17 protein-coding genes are annotated in these 18527 nt (G+C 64.4%); 13 read left to right on the top strand and 4 right to left on the bottom strand.

Annotation, left to right across the window (positions count from 1 at the left end; genetic code table 11):
• Window positions 1–30 precede the first annotated feature (30 nt).
• Window positions 31–966, bottom strand: a complete 936-nt coding sequence (gene tal, locus ACUY1T_RS10580; protein ID WP_446022570.1) for a transaldolase — start codon at window positions 964–966, stop codon at window positions 31–33.
• Between the two features lie 141 nt (window positions 967–1107).
• Between tal and ACUY1T_RS10575 the strand changes: the two genes are divergently transcribed.
• From ACUY1T_RS10575 to ACUY1T_RS10545, 7 genes are all read left to right on the top strand, one after another.
• Window positions 1108–2292 carry a multidrug effflux MFS transporter gene (locus tag ACUY1T_RS10575; RefSeq protein ID WP_446022568.1) on the top strand — a complete coding sequence of 395 codons (1185 nt, stop codon included), beginning with the start codon at window positions 1108–1110 and terminating at the stop codon, window positions 2290–2292.
• A 169-nt stretch (window positions 2293–2461) separates the two neighbouring features.
• Entirely contained in the window at window positions 2462–3490 is a 1029-nt protein-coding gene (locus ACUY1T_RS10570; protein WP_446022566.1) for a substrate-binding domain-containing protein, read from the top strand.
• Between the two features lie 102 nt (window positions 3491–3592).
• Window positions 3593–4849 (top strand): phosphate ABC transporter permease subunit PstC, encoded by a 1257-nt coding sequence (gene pstC, locus ACUY1T_RS10565; RefSeq protein ID WP_446022564.1) that lies wholly within the window; start codon window positions 3593–3595, stop codon window positions 4847–4849.
• An 18-nt stretch (window positions 4850–4867) separates the two neighbouring features.
• On the top strand, window positions 4868–6034 hold the full coding sequence (gene pstA / locus ACUY1T_RS10560) for a phosphate ABC transporter permease PstA (protein WP_446022562.1): 1167 nt from the start codon (window positions 4868–4870) through the stop codon (window positions 6032–6034).
• Window positions 6035–6091: 57 nt separating this feature from the next.
• Entirely contained in the window at window positions 6092–6901 is an 810-nt protein-coding gene (gene pstB, locus ACUY1T_RS10555) for a phosphate ABC transporter ATP-binding protein PstB (protein ID WP_446022561.1), read from the top strand.
• A gap of 25 nt (window positions 6902–6926) precedes the next feature.
• The gene (locus ACUY1T_RS10550; RefSeq protein WP_446022559.1) at window positions 6927–7313 is read left to right on the top strand and encodes a metalloregulator ArsR/SmtB family transcription factor; all 387 of its coding nucleotides are present in this window, start codon (window positions 6927–6929) and stop codon (window positions 7311–7313) included.
• Window positions 7314–7435: 122 nt separating this feature from the next.
• Window positions 7436–9121, top strand: coding sequence for a methyl-accepting chemotaxis protein (locus tag ACUY1T_RS10545; RefSeq protein ID WP_446022557.1), 1686 nt, complete (start codon window positions 7436–7438; stop codon window positions 9119–9121).
• Window positions 9122–9125: 4 nt separating this feature from the next.
• Here ACUY1T_RS10545 and ACUY1T_RS10540 read toward each other — a convergent pair whose 3' ends face one another.
• Together ACUY1T_RS10540 and arsB are read right to left on the bottom strand one after the other, a co-directional pair.
• A complete protein-coding gene (locus ACUY1T_RS10540; RefSeq protein WP_446022556.1) occupies window positions 9126–10337 on the bottom strand; it encodes an MFS transporter in 1212 nt (403 codons plus the stop codon).
• A 78-nt stretch (window positions 10338–10415) separates the two neighbouring features.
• Window positions 10416–11501, bottom strand: coding sequence for an ACR3 family arsenite efflux transporter (gene arsB, locus ACUY1T_RS10535; RefSeq protein WP_446022554.1), 1086 nt, complete (start codon window positions 11499–11501; stop codon window positions 10416–10418).
• A 211-nt stretch (window positions 11502–11712) separates the two neighbouring features.
• Between arsB and ACUY1T_RS10530 the strand changes: the two genes are divergently transcribed.
• Window positions 11713–12330 carry an ABC transporter ATP-binding protein gene (locus ACUY1T_RS10530; RefSeq protein WP_446022552.1) on the top strand — a complete coding sequence of 206 codons (618 nt, stop codon included), beginning with the start codon at window positions 11713–11715 and terminating at the stop codon, window positions 12328–12330.
• Complete coding sequence (locus tag ACUY1T_RS10525; protein ID WP_446022550.1) at window positions 12321–13124, top strand: ABC transporter permease; 804 nt, start codon at window positions 12321–12323, stop codon at window positions 13122–13124. The genes ACUY1T_RS10530 and ACUY1T_RS10525 overlap by 10 nt, the downstream gene beginning before the upstream one ends.
• 64 nt (window positions 13125–13188) lie before the next feature.
• On the opposite strand, the gene ACUY1T_RS10520 is transcribed toward ACUY1T_RS10525, so the two are convergent.
• A complete protein-coding gene (locus tag ACUY1T_RS10520) occupies window positions 13189–14376 on the bottom strand; it encodes an acetyl-CoA C-acyltransferase (protein WP_446022549.1) in 1188 nt (395 codons plus the stop codon).
• Window positions 14377–14563: 187 nt separating this feature from the next.
• Here ACUY1T_RS10520 and ACUY1T_RS10515 point away from each other — a divergent pair, with 187 nt between their 5' ends.
• The 4 genes from ACUY1T_RS10515 to ACUY1T_RS10500 all read left to right on the top strand — a co-directional run bounded on the left by ACUY1T_RS10515 (window position 14564) and on the right by ACUY1T_RS10500 (window position 18353).
• The gene (locus ACUY1T_RS10515; protein WP_446022547.1) at window positions 14564–15154 is read left to right on the top strand and encodes a TetR/AcrR family transcriptional regulator; all 591 of its coding nucleotides are present in this window, start codon (window positions 14564–14566) and stop codon (window positions 15152–15154) included.
• Between the two features lie 210 nt (window positions 15155–15364).
• Window positions 15365–17026: an AMP-binding protein gene (locus ACUY1T_RS10510; protein ID WP_446022545.1), complete on the top strand. Its 1662-nt coding sequence runs from the start codon at window positions 15365–15367 to the stop codon at window positions 17024–17026.
• Between the two features lie 16 nt (window positions 17027–17042).
• Window positions 17043–17810 (top strand): SDR family NAD(P)-dependent oxidoreductase, encoded by a 768-nt coding sequence (locus ACUY1T_RS10505; RefSeq protein WP_446022544.1) that lies wholly within the window; start codon window positions 17043–17045, stop codon window positions 17808–17810.
• Window positions 17811–17900: 90 nt separating this feature from the next.
• Window positions 17901–18353 carry a MarR family winged helix-turn-helix transcriptional regulator gene (locus ACUY1T_RS10500; RefSeq protein ID WP_446022542.1) on the top strand — a complete coding sequence of 151 codons (453 nt, stop codon included), beginning with the start codon at window positions 17901–17903 and terminating at the stop codon, window positions 18351–18353.
• Window positions 18354–18527 lie beyond the last annotated feature (174 nt).

Below are 18527 nucleotides of genomic sequence, written 5' to 3'. Positions count from 1 at the left end.
ACGCCTGCCTGCCAGCTCTACCGCTTGTCGTTACTGACGCAATTCACCCAGCAGTTTCTCCAGCTTGCGCTGGTCGGCGGTGAACTTGCGGATCCCTTCCGCCAGTTTCTCCGTGGCCATCGCATCCTCGTTCATCTCCCAGCGGAATTCCGCCTCGTCCTGGGGTTCGGGCGGCGATGTCTCGGCGTCGACCGGGCTCAGCCGGCGTTCGAGCCGCTCATGGCTCTCGGCCAGCTCACCAAGCAGGGCAGGGGAGATGGTCAGGCGGTCGCAGCCAGCCAGCGACAGGATCTCACCGACATTACGGAAGCTGGCGCCCATCACGACGGTCTTGTAGCCGTGCCCCTTGTAGTGCTCGTAGATGCGTCTGACTGATTTGACGCCGGGATCGTTGTCGCCGCTGAAGTCGGCATCCGGCCACTCCTGCCGGTACCAGTCGAGAATGCGGCCGACGAAGGGCGAGACCAGGGTCACGCCGGCATCGGCACAGGCCTGTGCCTGGGCGAAGCTGAACAGCAGGGTCAGATTGCAGTGGATGCCCTCGCGCTCCAACTGGCGGGCGGCGCGAATGCCCTCCCAGGTGGAGGCGATCTTGATCAGGATGCGGTCGGGGCCGATGCCGTGGCGGTCGTAGCGCTCGATCAGTGAGCGCGCCCGGGCCAGGGTCGCCTCGGTATCGAAGGAGAGGCGTGCGCTGACCTCGGTAGAGACGAAACCGGGCACCAGGCCGCTGATCTCGCTGCCGATCTCCACGGCCACGGCGTCCAGGGCATCGTCGATATCGGTGGCCTGCCGGGCGATTTCCGCCAGCCGCTCCCGGCGGCCTTCGTGCTGGGCGGCCTGCAGGATCAGCGAGGGGTTGGTGGTCGCGTCGGTGGGCTGGAAGCGGCGGATGGCGTCAATGTCACCGGTGTCGGCTACCACGGTGCTCATCGTCTTGAGTTGGCTAAGCAGGTCCTCTGCCATTGCAGTCTCTCCTGAGTGTCGGTATCGGGCCACTTTAGCAATTGGGCGGGAGCGGGAACAGATGCGTGGCGAAGCAGGAGGAAAACAGTTGCGCTATGATTAGCCTCCTAGCTTTCTCGTTCATCCGGCATGGGAGCTGACTTGACCCTTTCCCCTCGACGCGTGGCGCTGCTGGTAGCCATCAATACGGCTCTGGCCCCCTTTGCCATCGATGCCTATCTACCCGCCATGGCGGCGCTGGCCGACAGTATCAGTGCCAGCATTCACCATACCGAACTCTCCATCAGCGTATTCATGGCCGGTTTCGCCATCGGTCAACTGCTGTTCGGGCCGGTATCCGACCGGCTGGGACGCAAGCCGGTCCTGCTTTCCGGACTGGTGGTGTTCCTGCTCGCCAGCCTGATGCTGGCCACGGTCGGTTCGCTCACGGAATTGCTGGCCTGGCGCTTCGTACAGGCGCTGGGGGGAGGGGCCTGTGTGGTCAACTCGGCAGCCATCGTGCGCGATTGCTTCAGCGGCAGGCAGGCGGCAAGCGTCATGTCCACCATGGCCATGATCATGATGCTGGCGCCGCTAGTGGCGCCTATCGTGGGCAGCGGGCTACTGCACCTGGCCGACTGGCGATCGATTTTCGTCTTCCTGGCCGGCTATGCGCTGTTCCTGCTGTGGTTGATGTCCACCCGGCTGCCCGAGACCCGTGACCCGAGCCAGCCCACGGCATCGTTTCCTCAGGTGTTGATCAACTATGCCAGCGTACTGCGCCACCGCGAGGGGTTGGGCTACATCTGCGCAGTGGCGGCTTCCTTCGGCGGACTGTTCGCTTTCGTCACCGCCTCGCCCTACGTCTACATGGAGTATTTTGGCCTAACGCCGGCCATCTATCCCTTCGTGCTGGGCGCCAACGTCATCTTCATCGCACTCTCGAACCGTCTCAACATTCACCTGCTGCATAGGCGTACGCCGCTGCAGAACCTCTATCTGGGGCTTGCCGTTCAACTGGTGGCAGTGATGGTTCTGGCGGCCGTGGTGCTGGCCGGACTGGCGTCGCTGCCCGTGGTGGTGGTGCTGGTGATGCTCTATTCGGGCATGATCGGCCTGATCACGCCCAATGCGATGGCCCTGCTGCTGGATCGCTTCGGCCATATGAGTGCCACGGCCACGGCGCTGATGGGAGCGGCCAAGTTCGGTTCGGCGGCGCTGGCCGGCGTCATGGTCGGAGCCTTCGAGGTCGAGAGCCTGTGGCCGATGGTGATGACCATGCTGGTAGCCGCACTGTTCGGCAACGTCATGCTTTCACGCCTGACCGGACGCCCCGTGCATGCCTGACACCTTCCTGCATGGGCTCGACATGGCGCCGATGGCCTGGTTCGGCTGCGCGCTGGTGCTCTGAGCCCTCGATAAAGAACGGTCACATTGTCATGAAGCTGTCATCGAGACGCGGCATCGTATGCCGTGCAGAGGTTAGACACCTTTCTCATCGACAGGAGTGACTCGCATGAACCGCACCTTCAAGAGCCGTGCTTTCAAGACCACGATCGTTGCCGCCGCCGTCATGGGCGTGGTGGGCGTGGCACAGGCTCGCGATCAGATCCGCATCGTTGGCTCCAGCACCGTCTACCCGTTCGCCAGCTACGTGACGGAAGAGTTCGGTGCCGTCACCGACTACCCGACCCCGGTGATCGAATCGACCGGTTCTGGTGGTGGCATTCGTCTGTTCTGCAACGGTGTGGGAGAGGGCACCCCGGACATTTCCAACGCCTCGCGCCGCATCAAGGCTTCCGAACTGGCGCGCTGTGAAGAGAACGGCGTGACCGACGTCACCGAGGTCAAGATCGGTTCCGACGGCATCGTCTTCGCTCAGTCCAGCACCAACGATGCGCTCGATCTGACCCTCCAGCAACTGTTCCTCGCCGTGGCCGCCAAAGTGCCGGTCGATGGCGAACTGGTCGACAACCCTTACTCGAAGTGGAGCGACATTGATGACTCGCTGCCGGATCGCGAAATCTCCATCTACGGCCCGCCCAGCACCTCCGGTACCCGTGACGCCTTCGAGGAACTGGTCATGGAAGCCGCTTCCGAGGAGTTCGATGAGTACGGTGACGAGACCTATACCGAGATTCGTTCTGACGGCGCCTATATCGATGCCGGCGAAAACGACAACCTGATCGTTCAGCGCCTTTCCGAGGACACCAAGGCCTTCGGCATCTTCGGTTACTCGTTCCTGGTCGAGAACCCGGATGCCCTGATCGCCGCTAGCATCGATGGCGTCGAGGCTGAGTCCGAAGCCATCAGCGCCGGCGACTACCCTATCGCCCGCTCGCTGTTCTTCTACGTCAAGAACCAGCACGCCGAGGAAGTTCCGCCGCTGTACGACTACGTTGAAATGTTCGTCTCCGAGGAGATGATCGGCGAAGGCGGCTACCTGGCCGATATCGGTCTGATTCCGCTGCCGGAGGGCGAGCGTGATGCGGCCCGTCAGAAGGTCGAGGAGCGCGCCAGTCTGCAGGCTTCCGATCTGGAATAAGGCAGGTAGTGGGCAAGGAGGCCTGATTGGCCGGCAACCCTCGGGGTGCCGGCCATCGCGCGTTCCGGCAACCTGCCGTCGTCAGTCATCCGAGAGAGAGACATGCAGACCAATCACCTTCTGATATTTTTCATCGTCGGCTTGCTGCTACTGGGGCTGATCGCCTTCGTCCTGGGCCGAACCAAGGCCGCCAAGGTTCGGGCTTCGGGCCAGGCCATGTATGCTCAGCCCGACCAGTACGCCTGGTTCACGGTGGTCGCTACCGCCGGCCCGGCACTGCTGATCAGCGGCGTCGGTGCCTTCGTCATGCTGCTGCTGGGCGCCGATATTCCCACTTTCCTGCTGCTGGCCGGCAGCCTGGCGGTGGCTGCGGTGGGCGCCATCGTCGGGCTTGTTTGCATCAAGCCCGACTTCCATGCCCGCCAGGCGATCGAACGGGTGATTCGCTGGCTGCTGGTGGGTGCCGCATTTATCTCGATCTTCACTACCTTCGGCATCCTGTTCTCGATCGTCTTCGAGGCACTGCGCTTCTTCCAGATGCACAGCTTCTGGGAGTTCATCACCGGCACCGTATGGAACCCGGGGGCCAGTTTCCTGGCCGCGGCCGGCCGCGCCGACGATGCCAGAAGCGCCGCTCAGTTCGGCTCGGTGCCGCTGTTCGCCGGCACCTTCATGATCACCGCCATTGCCATGCTGGTGGCCATCCCTGTCGGCCTGCTCTCGGCGATCTACATGTCGGAATTCGCCCCGCAGCGAGTCCGCACCCTGGCCAAGCCGACGCTCGAGGTGCTGGCTGGCATACCCACCGTGGTCTACGGCTTCTTTGCTGCCATCACGGTGGCGCCGATCATTGTCAGCATCGCCGGTTTCTTCGGCCTAGATGCCTCTTACAACAATGCCGTGGCGCCGGGCGTGGTGATGGGGATCATGATCATTCCGTTCATCTCGTCGCTTTCCGATGACGTGATCAACTCGGTACCCGACAGCATGCGCCAGGGCTCGCTGGCCTTGGGAATGACCAAAGGTGAAACCATTCGCGACGTGGTCATACCCGCGGCGCTGCCCGGCATCATTTCGGCCTCGCTGCTGGCGGTATCGCGAGCCCTGGGCGAGACCATGATCGTGGTCATGGCGGCCGGCATGCGGCCCAACCTTACGGCTAACCCGCTCGAGGACATGACCACGGTGACGGTGCGCATCGTGGCGGCCCTGACCGGCGACCTGGAGTTCGAGAGCGCCGAGACGCTGTCCGCCTTCGCCCTGGGGCTGGTGCTGTTTGCCGTCACCCTGAGCCTTAACCTGGTGTCGGTGCTGATGATTCGTCGCTTCCGCGCCAAGTATCGCGTCAACAACCTGTAACGCCGAGGAAACGACCTGATGAGCCAATCCTTCGACGTCATCAGCGCCCAGCTGAAGAAGCGGCACCGCCGTTCGGCGCGGTTGAAGTGGATCTCCATGAGTGCGCTGGGGCTGGCCGGCCTGTTCCTGGTGCTGTTCTTCGCCGACATGCTGAGCAAGGGGCTGCCGGCCTTCCAGCAGGCCTATATCCAGGTCGAGCTGGAGTACAACGAGGATGCGACCCGCATGGGACGAGCCGCCATGGACCCGGAAGTGGCCAGGCTGGTGAGCCGTACCTTCGAGCGTCTCATTCCCGGCATGCTGCGCAACGATCCGGATTTGCTGGGGACCAGCGAGACCCGCTGGGTGCTGGCTAACAGCCAGGTCGACCAGTACCTCAAGGGGCACGCCAGCAAGCTGAGGGAAAACGAGCGGGCGGAAGTCGACCAACTGGTCGAGGCCGGTCGCCTGGAGCTGCGCTTCAACACCACCTTCTTCTCGCGCGGTGACTCCAAGATGGCCGAAAGCGCGGGTATCCTCTCCGCCGCGGTGGGGACGGTGATGACCATGTTGGTAACCCTCGCCATTGCCTTTCCGATCGGTGTGATGACCGCGATCTATCTCGAGGAGTTCGCGCCTGATAACCGACTGACCCAGTTCATCGAGATCAATATCAATAACCTGGCGGCCATTCCCTCGATTCTGTTCGGCCTGCTGGGCCTGGCGATCTTCATCAGCTTTTTCGGCGTGCCCCGCTCGTCGCCGCTGGTGGGCGGCATGACGCTGGCGCTGATGACCCTGCCGGTCATCATCATTGCCACGCGTACGGCGCTGCGCAGCGTTCCCGATTCGATCCGCCATGCCGCGTTTGGCGTCGGCTGCTCGCGCTGGCAAGTGGTGCGCGACCACGTGCTGCCGCTGGCGATGCCCGGCATCATGACCGGCTCGATCATTGGCCTGGCCCAGGCCATGGGTGAAACGGCACCGCTGATCATCGTCGGTATGGTCGCCTTCATCCCCGACGTTTCGGCCTCGTTCACCCAGGCTGCCACCGTGTTGCCTGCGCAGATCTTCACCTGGGCCGGAGAACCGGAGCGCGCTTTCGTCGAAAAGACCGCGGGCGGCATCCTGGTGCTGCTGTCTATCCTAATTTTCCTCAATGCCAGTGCGGTCATCCTGCGCAAGAAGTTCGAGCGCCGCTGGTAGGCCAAGGGAGGTCACGAATCGATGAATATCCAAGTTTCCGAGCGGAGTAGTCCCCCCATGTCTCGACCCCAGACCGGCCAGCCGGTGACACGTAACCCTGATGCCAACCACGAATTGAGCATACGCGTGCGTGACCTCAGTCTCTGGTATGGCGACGCACAGGCGTTGAAGAACCTCAGCATCGACCTGTACCAGAAGAACGTTACCGCGTTGATCGGACCCTCGGGATGTGGCAAGTCGACCTTCCTGCGCTGCCTCAATCGCATGAACGACCTGATTCCCGGCGTGCGTGTCGAGGGGCTGGTCGAGATGGACGGTCGTGACGTCAATGCGCGAAAGATGGACGAAGTGGCGCTCAGGCGCCGTGTGGGCATGGTGTTCCAGAAGCCCAACCCCTTCCCCAAGTCGATTTACGAGAACATCGCCTACGCGCCGCGCATGCATGACCTGGTGGGTCGCAAGGCCGAGCAGGACGAGCTGGTCGAGCGCGCCCTGCGCGATGCCGGGCTGTGGGAGGAGGTCAAGGACAAGCTGCACCAGCCGGGCACCTCGCTGTCGGGCGGCCAGCAGCAGCGCCTGTGCATCGCACGGGCCATCGCCGTGCAGCCCGACGTGATCCTGATGGACGAGCCGACCTCGGCACTCGACCCCATCTCCACTGCCACCATCGAAGACCTGATGGACAAGCTGAAGAAGCAGTTCACCATCGTCACGGTGACCCACAACATGCAGCAGGCGGCGCGGGTGGCAGACTACACCGCCTTCTTCCACCTCGGCGAGATCATCGAATACAACGACACCAAGACGATGTTCTCCAACCCGGCCACCAAGAAGGCCGAGGACTACATCACCGGACGCTACGGCTGAGTCAAGCCGGCCGTACTGCGGTAAGATGGGGGCAGGCTCAACGACTGCGAGAGATGGCTTGCCCTCCCTGACCCCGACCCGGTTCTTCAAGTGTCTCGGTGACGAGACTCGTCTTCTCGTGACCTTGCTCATCCTGCGCGAAGGAGAGCTCTGTGTGTGCGAGATGACCCATGCCCTCGAGCAATCCCAACCCAAGGTGTCGCGGCACCTGGCCCAACTGCGTGAATGCGGGCTGTTGCAGGATCGCCGCGATGGGCAGTGGGTCTATTATCGCCTGGCAGGAGATGTGGCACCCTGGGTGCTGGCCGCGCTCGGAGCCGCCGAGGCGGGCGAGGCCTCTCGCCTGGATACCCTGCAGGCGCGCCTGCAAGGCATGGGCAACCGCCCGGAGCGACGTGCCGCGCTCTGCTGATGCTTCCGTGGCATCCTTTGCCACCCGCCTTCCCCGAACTGTCATTTTCCCCTGTTACTAATGTACCCCGCGGGGCGGTCTGCTGTGGCCGTGTCGAATGATAACCAATGCGCGGGGGGCGTATGAATCGATTCCAGGACATGACGGTGCGGCTCAGTTGGTCGCTGGTACTGGTGGCATTCAGCGTGCTGATTCTGGGAGCCGGCGGGCTGGGTCTGATCTCCAATCACATGAGCCGTGATGCCTTCGGCACGCTCAATCGGCTCAACGTGGAACAGGCCGGCGCGCTGAATCGCACCTATACCCACCTGCTTCAGGCGCGGCTCGAGATGGATCGTGCCGCCGAGCTGATGCGTGCGCCGGCCTTCGAGCTGCCGGGGCCGGTAATGGAGCGTGCCAAGAATAAACTTGCCGAGGCCGAGCTTGCCTTCCAGGCGTTTCTCGACATCCCCATGACCGAGCAGCGTCAGGGGGATATCGAGGCGCTTGCAGGCCGTTACCAATCCTTGGTGAACAGCAACCTGAAGCTGCAGATGCTACTGCTCGAAGATAGCGATCATGCCGGCTACCGATCCGGGCAGTCCCGCGTCAACGACAGTAGTCAGGAATTCATCGAGGCGGCCGATGCCTTCCTTGCCGATTCGACCGCTCAGGGCGAAGCCTTGTCGCTGCGTTTCGAGCGCCTGGCGGACTGGATGACCTGGGCCATCCTGGCGGCGCTGCTCATTGCCGGCATGATCGTGGCGGGGGTCATCTGGGGCGTCACGGTCAACGTCATTCGGCCGTTGCGTCGCATCGTCGAGCACTTCCAGCGCATTGCCAGGGGCGATCTGGCCGCTCCGATCGAAGCGCGGGGGCGCAACGAGATCGGCCAGCTGTATGCCGAACTCGCCACCATGCAGCGCTCGCTCATCGAGACCGTGGGCTTTTTGCGTAGCGGCAGCGACAACGTCCACACCGGCAGCCGCGAGATGGCCGTGCACAACCAGGCGCTGGCGGCACAGACCCGCCAGCAAGCCATGTCGCTCGAGCAGACCGCTGCCAGCCTGGAGCAACTGACGGCCACCGTGGCCAGTAACGCTGACAGCGCCCGGCAGGTGGGCGAGTCCGCCGTTGCAGCGGCGCAGCGTGCCCGGGAGGGGGAGGCGGTCATCACGCGTTTCGTCGCCACGATGAACGAGATCCACGGCCGATCCGACGAGATCGCCAGTATCGTGGGCGTCATCGAGTCGATCGCCTTCCAGACCAATATCCTGGCCCTCAATGCCTCCGTGGAGGCGGCGCGTGCCGGCGAGCAGGGCAGGGGCTTTGCGGTGGTGGCCAATGAGGTCCGCACCCTGGCGTCGCGCAGCGCCGATGCAGCACGGGACATTCGACAGCGGATACAGGACTCCCAGGCGAGCGTGGCTGAAGGCAATTCTCTCTCGGTGCGGGCTGCCGAACACACCCGCGGCATCATCGAGGCCATCGAACGGGTCGACAAGTTGATGGAACAGGTCGTGCATGCTTCCGGCGAGCAGCGGCTCGGCATCGAGGAGGTGAACCGGGCCATGGGACAGATCGAGGGGGCCACGCGCGAAAGCAGCCTGCTGGTGGAGCAGGCCGCGGACGGTGCCAGGGAGCTTGAATCGCAGTCGTTGCTCATGCAGGAGCAAGCCAAGCGCTTCGTGCTAACCGCTGACCGGGTCGATCAGGCGGGAGTCGAGCTGTTGCGCGTGCCATTGGGCGTTGGTGAGGAGTGGCGCATGGTAGAAGAACCGCAGGCTGCCGGGCCGTGCCGGATCGAACGGGAGCTCGAGCCGGCATAGCCGCTCATTCCTGGCGCAGCGGTGCGGGCGTCGGGCTGGCGGGGTCGGCTAGCCTGCGCAGTGCCCACAAGCCGAGGATCGGCCCCGGCAGTAGCCACCACAGCACCCAGGTGCCCTGCATGGCCCACAGTGATGTCGTCAGCCAAATGGCGGGGATGGTCAGGGCGAAGCCCACCGCGTTCATCACCGCCAGGGTCGAGCCGACGCGCTCACGCGGTGCCGTGGCAGCAGCCAGGGCAGAGAACTGGGGCGAATCGGCAATCACCGTGAGGCCCCACAGGAACAGCAGCACCAGCAGGAAGCCAGGTGATGCCCAGGTCAGCAGCGGGTAGGCCAGGCAAATTGCGCCGGAAGCCGTCAGCGCCCAGCGGGCCACCCACAGGCTACCCAGGCGCCGGCTCACCAGGCCACCGCCGACACAGCCCACCAGCCCCAGCGCGATGATGCTGAACGAGAGCCAGGCCACCAGGTCGGAGGAAGCCAAGAGCCGCTCTATCTCGCGATGCACCAGGAAGGGCGTCAGCATCCAGAAGGCGTAGAGTTCCCAGCAGTGGCCGAAATAGCCGCCGGCCACGGCACGAAACCGCCCCTCTCCCAGGGCTGCCAGGCCTTCGCTCAGGCGGACCCTGCCAGCCGGCGGCGGCAGGTGGGGGCCGTCGCCCAGGGCGTGGACCATGGCGCCACCCAGCAGGGCCAGCAGCGAGGCACCAAGCAGCGGCCATTCCCATGGCATGCCCAGGGTGCTCCCGCGCAACAGGTGCGGCAGGGCGGTGCCCAGGGTCAGCATGCCCACCAGCCAGGAGAGCGCGGCCCCGGTATGCCTGGGCGTCCAGCCGATCACCAGCTTCATTCCCAGTGGATAGATGCCTGCCAGGCACAGCCCGGTGACGAAGCGCAGCAGCACCGCCAGGGGAAAGTGAGCCGCGGTCAGTATGAAGCCGGCATTGACCAGCGCCCCCAGCAGACACGAGGCCGCGAAGATGCGGCTGGCACGGAAGCGGTCGGCCAGGCCGGTGGTGGCGATGAACAGGGTACCGCTGATGAAGCCTGCCTGAACGGCGAGTGTCAGCCGCCCCAGGTCGACCTCGGAGAAACCGAGATCATGCGCAAGCGACAGGCCAACGCCATTGACGCTGAACCAGAGTGACGTGCCGCAGAGCTGGGCCAGCACGATGATGGCCAGCGGATGGCGCTGCCAGAAGGTATTGTCATTCATTGCCTGATCGTCGCCCCGGGGGGGCGACAAGGCAAGTGGGCGCTTCGGCTAGTTGCTCCTGCGTTCAATAGCCATGATTCAGCCCCTGGTCTCGCTGGAAGCCGGGAAGTGGTGACGGGTATTGTTGGCGATGCGTACCAGGGCGAGCATCAGTGGCACCTCCACCAGCACGCCCACCACGGTAGCCAGTGCGGCGCCGGATTGCAGGCCGAACAGCGCGATGGCCACGGCTACCGCCAGCTCGAAGAAGTTGCTGGCGCCGATCATGGCGCCGGGGGCGGCCACGTTGTGCGGCACCTTCCAGGCCTTGGCCCAGCCGTAGGCGATGGAGAAGATCAGGAATGTCTGCACGATCAGCGGGATGGCGATCAGCACGATATGCAGTGGATTGGCGATGATCACATCCCCCTGGAAGGCGAACAGCAGCACCAGGGTGATGATCAGGCCGATGGGCGTGATCGGCCCCACCTTCTTCATGAAGACATTGTCGTACCACTCGATGCCGCGGCGGGCGATCAGGGTGCGCCGGGTCAGATAGCCGGCGCTGAGCGGAATGACGATGTACAGGAAAACCGACAGCGCCACGGTATCCCAGGGCACCTGGATGTTGGAGATGCCAAGCAGGAGCACGACGATGGGGGCAAAGGCGAACAGCATGATCAAGTCGTTGAGCGAAACCTGCACCAGGGTGTAGGCGGCATCCCCTCGGGTCAGGGTGCTCCATACGAAGACCATGGCGGTGCATGGCGCGGCACCGAGCAGGATGGCGCCGGCCAGGTACTGGCTTGCCAGCGGTTCGGGAATGAGGGGGCGAAACAGCACCATCAGGAAGAACCAGGCGATGGCGAACATGGTGAAGGGCTTGATCAGCCAGTTCACCGTGGTGGTGATGATCAAGCCCTTGGGCTGGCGGCGTACGCCGAGCACGGCGGCGAAATCGATCTGCGCCATCATCGGGAAGATCATCGCCCAGATCAGGATCGCCACCGGTATCGATACCTGGGCATACTCGAAGCGCGACAGCGTCTCGGGTACGGCCGGTGCGAACTGGCCGAGGAGCACGCCGGCCACGATGGCTAGTGCCACCCACACCGAGAGATAACGTCCGAACAGGCCCATGTCCTCGGTGGAGCTGGGTGCCTGGGTGTCCTGATGTGCAGTCATTATGCTGTACCGAAGGAGAAGAGAGAAAACACCAGAAAGCGGGTCCTGCCGGGAACGAAGCTGGAGCAGTTGAACTACTGTATATGGATTTCCATATATCCTCAATCGGAGCGGCCGCCGTCGAAACACTGGCTATTAGCCGGCCAGGTGCTTGCCAACCTGACGGGTTCGCGCCACTGTAGCGTCTTTTCCACGCAGCAGGGAGGAGCCCTTGTCTCGCGAGTATCTGCGACTCGACCGGGTTGCCGTAGGCGATCTTGCCGAGGTCAGCTTCTCCGTCGGGCCCGGCGAAATCTGCTGCCTTTCCGGTGCCAGTGGTTCCGGCAAGAGCCGGCTGCTGCGTGCCGTGGCCGATCTCGAGCCCCACGAAGGCGAGGTCTGGTTGGGCGAGCAGGCCCAGGCGCAGACTCCGGGCCACGCTTGGCGTCGCCAGGTAATGCTGGTGCCGGCAGAGAGCCACTGGTGGGCGGAGACGGTGGGTGAGCACTTCGCCCAGGCGCCGGAAGCAGCGGAACTGGAGGCTCTGGGGCTGGAACCCGAGGCTCCGGCCTGGCAGATAGGGCGGCTCTCCACGGGTGAGAAGCAGCGCCTGGGGCTACTGCGGGCCGTGAGCCGCGAACCCCGCGTGCTGCTGCTCGATGAACCGACCGCCAACCTGGATGACGCGACTAGCGAGCGGCTTGAAGCCTGGCTGACGGCGCGCATTCGTTCGCGAGGCTGGCCGACGCTGTGGGTCGCCCATGACCGGAGGCAGATCGCCCGGGTGGCCAGCCGCCATTGGCGGATCGTGAGCGGGCGGTTGGAAGAGACGGAGGTCGCATGGGCGTGATCGAACTCTCCTGGTGGCAGTTGGCACTGGCGGCAACGATGGTCGTGGCCCTTGCCGGCTGCACCGCCGCCATGCGGCTGGGCATGAGCCGCAGCCTGCTGGTTGCCGCGCTGCGTACCGTCATTCAGTTGGCGCTGGTTGGCCTGGTACTGGAGGCGCTGTTCGCCGCCGAGAGATTGGTGTGGGTCGTGCTGATGGCGCTGGTCATGCTGCTGATTGCCGGGCGCGAGGTGATGGCGCGGCAGAAGCGCCGGCTGCTGGGCGGCTGGGCCTTCGGCATCGGCACGCTGTCGATGTTTCTCTCCTCGTTCACCGTCGCCGTGCTGACGCTGACGGTGATCATCGGCCCCGAACCGTGGTATCGCCCCCAGTACGCCATTCCGCTGCTGGGCATGCTGCTCGGCAACACCATGACCGGCGTGGCCCTGGCGCTGGATCGGCTGACCGATACTGCCTGGCGTCAGCGTGGCGTGATCGAGAATCGTCTGATGCTCGGCGAGCCGTGGCAGGTGGCGATCGGCGACATCCGCCGTGAGGCGATGCGCAGCGGCTTGATGCCGATGATCAATGCCATGGCCGCCGCCGGGGTGGTCAGCCTGCCGGGAATGATGACCGGCCAGATCCTCGCCGGCACCGCGCCTGGCCTGGCGGTGAAGTACCAGGTCCTGATCATGTTCGCGATCACGCTGGGTACCGGCTTCGGCACCCTGGCCGCGGTGGCGGCGGGCAGCCGCCGCTTGTTCGATGGGCGTGAAAGGCTGCGTCTCGATCGGCTTGCCATTCCCCGCTCATGAAAACGCCCGCTTCGTTGCCGAAGCGGGCGTCGTGCAGGGAGTGACTCGCTCAGGCGATCGGTTTCTAATCCACAAGCTCGATGGCCACCGCAGTGGCCTCGCCGCCGCCAATGCACAGGCTGGCGATGCCGCGCTTGCCGCCCTTGGTGCGCAAGGCGTGGATCAGGGTCGCGATGATGCGCGAGCCGGTGGAGCCGATCGGATGCCCCTGGGCGCAGGCGCCGCCGAAGACGTTGACCTTGTCGTGGGGAATGTCGAGCCCGTCCATGGCCAGCAGGGTGACCACGGCGAAGGCTTCGTTGATCTCGAACAGGTCGACGTCGCTCACGCTCCAGTCGAGCTTCTTCAACAGCTTGTCGATGGCCCCGACGGGGGCGATGGTGAACTCGCTGGGGTGCTGGGAGTGGGTGCTGTGTCCCAGCATGCGGGCCAGCGGCTTGGCGCCGAGCCTGTCGGCGGCCGCCTGGCTGGCCAGGATCAGTGCCGAGGCACCGTCGGAGATCGAGCTGGAGTTGGCCGCGGTGATGGTCCCATCCTTGGCGAAGGCGGGGCGCAACTGGCGGATCTTGTCGAGCTTGGCCTGGAACGGCTGTTCGTCGTGCTCGACCACGCTTTCGCCCTGGCGGCTGGTGACGGTGACCGGGGCCATTTCGGCCGCCAGGTGACCGGCATTGGTGGCCTCCATGGCACGCTCCAGCGAGGCGATGGCGAAGTCATCCAGGCGCTCGCGCGAATAGCCGCGTTCGCTGGCGATATCCTGGGCGAACACCCCCATCAGCTTGCCGGTCTCGGCGTCCTCGAGGCCGTCGAGGAACATGTGATCCTTCAGCTCGCCATGGCCCAGGCGATAGCCGGTGCGCGCCTTGGTCAGCACGTGGGGGGCGTTGGACATCGACTCCATGCCGCCGGCCAGGATCACCTCGCCGCTGCCGGCACGGATCAGGTCGTGGGCCAGCATGGCGGCCTTCATGCCCGAACCACACAGCTTGTTGATGGTGGTGGCGCCGATGCCGTCGGGAATGCCGGCCTGGCGCATCGCCTGTCGGGCCGGGCCCTGCTTGACACCGCCCGGCAGCACGCAGCCCATGATGCCTTCATCAATGGCACTGGCCTCGATACCGGCACGCTCGATAGCGGCACGAATGGCGGTGGCGGCCAGCTCAGGGGCCGTGCGGCTTGCCAGGCTACCGAGCATGCCGCCCATGGGCGTACGCGCGGCAGAAAGAAAGACGATATCGTTGGGGCTGCTCATGGTGGCGGTCTCCTGATGATTCATACGATATGTTTGTCGTTGTCGAGAGCCGGTTCGATACCTTGCAGCCGTCTCTCGCGGCATTCTCAGCGCTCGCTCGACAATTTCTCGACGCTATATCGCGTTGACCTGTCTGCGCCGCTGTGGTTTTCTCAAGATCAACCAAGCAAGCGCTAGTGTAAACCCGATGAATGTCGTTAACGAGTCCCCACGCCGCAAGGAATTGACCCGCCTGGCCGCCCAATTGTTCGTCCAGGAAGGGTTCGACCGCACGACGGTGCGCATGCTCGCCCAGGAGATGGGCATCAAGTCCGGCAGCCTGTTCCATCATTTTCGCGACAAGCAGGAAATTCTCGCGGCGGTCATCGAGGAGGGCACCCAGAATGCCCTGACGTTGGCTCGCCAGGCCCTGGAAGATTGCGGCGATTCGGCCAGCGAACGCCTGCATGCCATGGCCAGGGCACACCTGGAAACACTGCTGACCGACCGCAATGCGCATGTCGTCGCCCTCTACGAGTGGCGGCGGCTGGATGCGGCAGCGCGGGATCACCTGAGCCATCTGCGCGACGCTTACGAGGAGCTGTGGGAACGGGTCATCGACGAGGCCCTGGCAGCCGGCCTCATCCATGGCGATCGCTTTCTCGTCTCGCGCTTTGTCATGGGCGCGCTGAACTGGACGGTGCGCTGGTACGATCCCGAGGGGCCGCGCAAACCAGAGGACCTGGCCCACGAGCTGGTTGCCATGATCGCCCCTTCAACCCACTCCCTGCCTGGGTAGTCGACCAAGGTATAGCCCAGGAGTGTAGCCTCAGGGGTTGCCCCGCCCCGGCTTTGCTTCTAGCTTGTACCAAGCGCTTGCTAGGTTGACGCTTACGTCAACGGCATCTATGCAAAAGAGATTCGAACTGATCGCGAACCAGCCTCGGTGTGCGCCAGAGCCGAGGCGGCGCTTCAACAACAAGCACAATCCGGCACGAGAGGGCAGTCAATGAGCACGCAACCCCTTCCTGAGTACTCCGCCTATTACCAGGCTTTCTCCATCGATGAAGTCATTGCCCGGCTCGATGATCATGACGACGGCAAGTTCAACGCCTTCGAGTCCTGCTGTGGCCGCCACTTGCGCGCCGGCCGTGGCGAGGTGCTGGCGCTGATTCACGAAGATACCCAGGGTAACGTCAACCGGCTCACCTATGCCGAGCTAGAGGCCGAGAGTGCCAGGCTTGCCGGCTGGTTCGCCGAGCGCGGGCTCGGTGTCGGCGATCGCATCGCCTGCATGCTGCCGCGCTCACCCGAGCTGCTGGTGGCGGTGCTTGCCACCTGGCGTATCGGTGCGGTCTATCAGCCTTTGTTCACCGCCTTCGGCCCCGACGCCGTCGACTACCGCCTGGGCCGTGCCGACACCAAGCTGGTGATCACCGATCACGCCAACCGCTTCAAGTTCGACGGCCTCTCCCAATGTCCGCCGGTACTGGCGGTGGGTGGGGCGAGCGAAGGGCGCGATGCCGATCTCGACTGGAGCGAGGCACTGGCGCATTCACCCATCGAGGCCAATCCGCCGCGGCTCTCGCCGGAGGCGCCCTTCCTGCAGATGTTCACCTCCGGCACCGTGGGCAAGCCCAAAGGCGTGGCGGTGCCGCTCTCCGGCATGCCGGCCTTCGCGCTTTACATGGAGCTGGCCATCGACCTGCGCGAGAGCGACCGCTTCTGGAACATGGCTGACCCCGGTTGGGCCTATGGTCTCTACTACGCCATCGCCGGGCCGCTGCTGCTGGGTGTGACCACGCATTTCTGCGAGGCGGGCTTCAGCGCGGAAGGGGCGCTGGCGTTCATGCAGCGGCATCGCATCACCAACTTCGCTGCTGCACCCACTGCTTATCGTCTCATGAAGGCTTCGGGGCTGTTCGATACCGCACACGATAGCCTCGAACTGCGCGTGGCCAGCTCCGCCGGCGAACCGCTCAATACCGAGGTGGTGACCTGGGTCGAGCGTTCGCTGGGCTGCCCAGTGATGGATCACTACGGTCAGACCGAGACCGGCATGACCTGCTGCAACCATCATGCGCTGGAGCACCCCAAGCACATCGGGGCCATGGGCGTGCCCATGCCTGGCTACCGCCTGGCCATCCTCGACGCTGAGTACAACGAGCTGCCGCCGGGCGAGCCGGGCGTGCTGGCGGTGGACATCGAACGTTCGCCGGCCCACTTCTTCGCCGGCTACACCTGGCAGGAAAAGCACCCCTTCGCCAAGGGTTACTACCTGACGGGTGACGTGGTGATTCGCAACGAGGACGGCACCTTCCAGTTCGCCGGCCGCGATGACGACATCATCACCACCGCCGGTTACCGCGTTGGGCCCACCGACGTGGAAAATACCGTCATGACCCATCCGGCGGTGGCGGAGTCCGCGGCGGTGGGCCAGCCTGACGAGATCCGCGGCGAGATCATCAAGTCCTATGTCGTGCTGCGGGACGGCTTCGAAGCGAGCGACGAGCTGGCCGAGGAGATCCGCCAGCGCGTGCGCGAGCGTCTTTCCACCCATGCCTTCCCACGGGTGATCGAGTTCGTCGACACCCTGCCCAAGACACCCAGCGGCAAGATCCAGCGCTTCAAGCTGCGCGCCGATGCCGCCGAGAAGGCGGAAGCGAAATGAACCGGGAGAACCTTGAATGCAAGTGAAGGACCGTACCTTTCTGATCACCGGTGCCGCCTCCGGACTGGGGGCGGCCACCGCCGAGCGCCTGGTCGCCGGCGGCGGCCGGGTGGTGCTATGCGACCTCAGCGAGGCCGTCGAGATCCATGCCGAAAAGCTCGGCGAGGCTGCCCGTGCGGTGCGTGGCGACGTGACTTCGGCCGCTGACATGCAGGCGGCGGTGGATGCTGCCGTAGCGCTGGGCGGTGAAGGCGGCCTGGCCGGCGTGGTGCACTGTGCCGGGGTGGTCAGCGTGGCCAAGCTGGTCGACCGCGAAGGCAATCCCGCCGATCTCGATGCCTATGCGCGCACCGTGCAGATCAACCTGGTCGGCACCTTCAACGTGATGCGGCTGGCTGCCGCCGCCATGGCAAAGAATGTGCCGAGCGAAGATGGCGAGCGCGGGGTGATCGTCAATACTGCCTCCATCGCCGCCTTCGACGGCCAGGTGGGCCAGTGCGCCTACAGCGCCTCCAAGGCCGGCGTGGTGGGCATGAGCCTGCCGGCGGCGCGTGAGCTGTCGCGGCACGGCATTCGCGTGATGGCGATAGCGCCCGGCGTGTTCCAGACGCCGATGATGAGCGAGATTCCCGACGAGGCGGCCAAGGCCCTGGCGGCATCAGTGCCGTTCCCCAAGCGGTTGGGCCATCCCGACGAGTTTGCCCGCCTGGCCGAGCAGATCATCACCAATGCCATGCTCAACGGCGAGGTGATTCGCCTGGACGGTGGCATTCGCATGCAGTGAGCGTTGGTGGGCGGCACTTGGCAGGGTACTGGCTGGCACGCTAGCGTAGGGCGCTCAACGAGACGCACGACAGCACAGGGGAGCATCCGCATGGCCAGCCAGGAGACCGGCTCCGACCTTCAGCTCGACAACCAGCTCTGCTTTACGCTCTACACGACGTCGCTGCTGATGACCAAGTTCTACAAGCCCCTGCTCAAGGGGCTTGGCCTCACCTATCCCCAATACCTGGTGCTGCTCGCCCTGTGGCAGGAGGATGGTCAGAGTGCCGGTGCCATCAGCCGGCGCCTGATGACCGATACCGGCTCGCTGACTCCCGTATTCAAGCGCCTGGAGGCCGATGGCCTGCTTCGGCGGGTGCGCAGCCGTCGTGACGAACGTGTCGTCGAGCTGTTTCTCACCGAGCGGGGCAGGGCGCTGCAGGCGCAGGCCCAGGAGATACCTGACTGTGTAGTCATGGCCAGCGGCCAGCCACCTGCGGAACTCGTCGAACTCAAGGCGCGCCTGGAGACGTTGCGGGAGAGACTGCAGGAGGCCATGCCCTAGGCTGCGTCCGCTAACGTACGCGTGCTCCCGTACGCACAGGTGAATTCGCCCTTTTTGCTGGCGCGCCATTATTTTGTTTGCCTGTTACTTGCTTGCTGCTTGATGGTGCGCCGCCGTTAACCCAGCCCTCTCTGACCGCACTTGATGGCTAGCCCGGTAGGGTCGACGGCGTAA

The sequence above is a fragment of the Billgrantia sp. Q4P2 genome, assembly GCF_052806135.1.
Note: the sequence above shows the minus strand (reverse complement) of the source record. Positions and strands in the feature narration are given on the sequence as shown.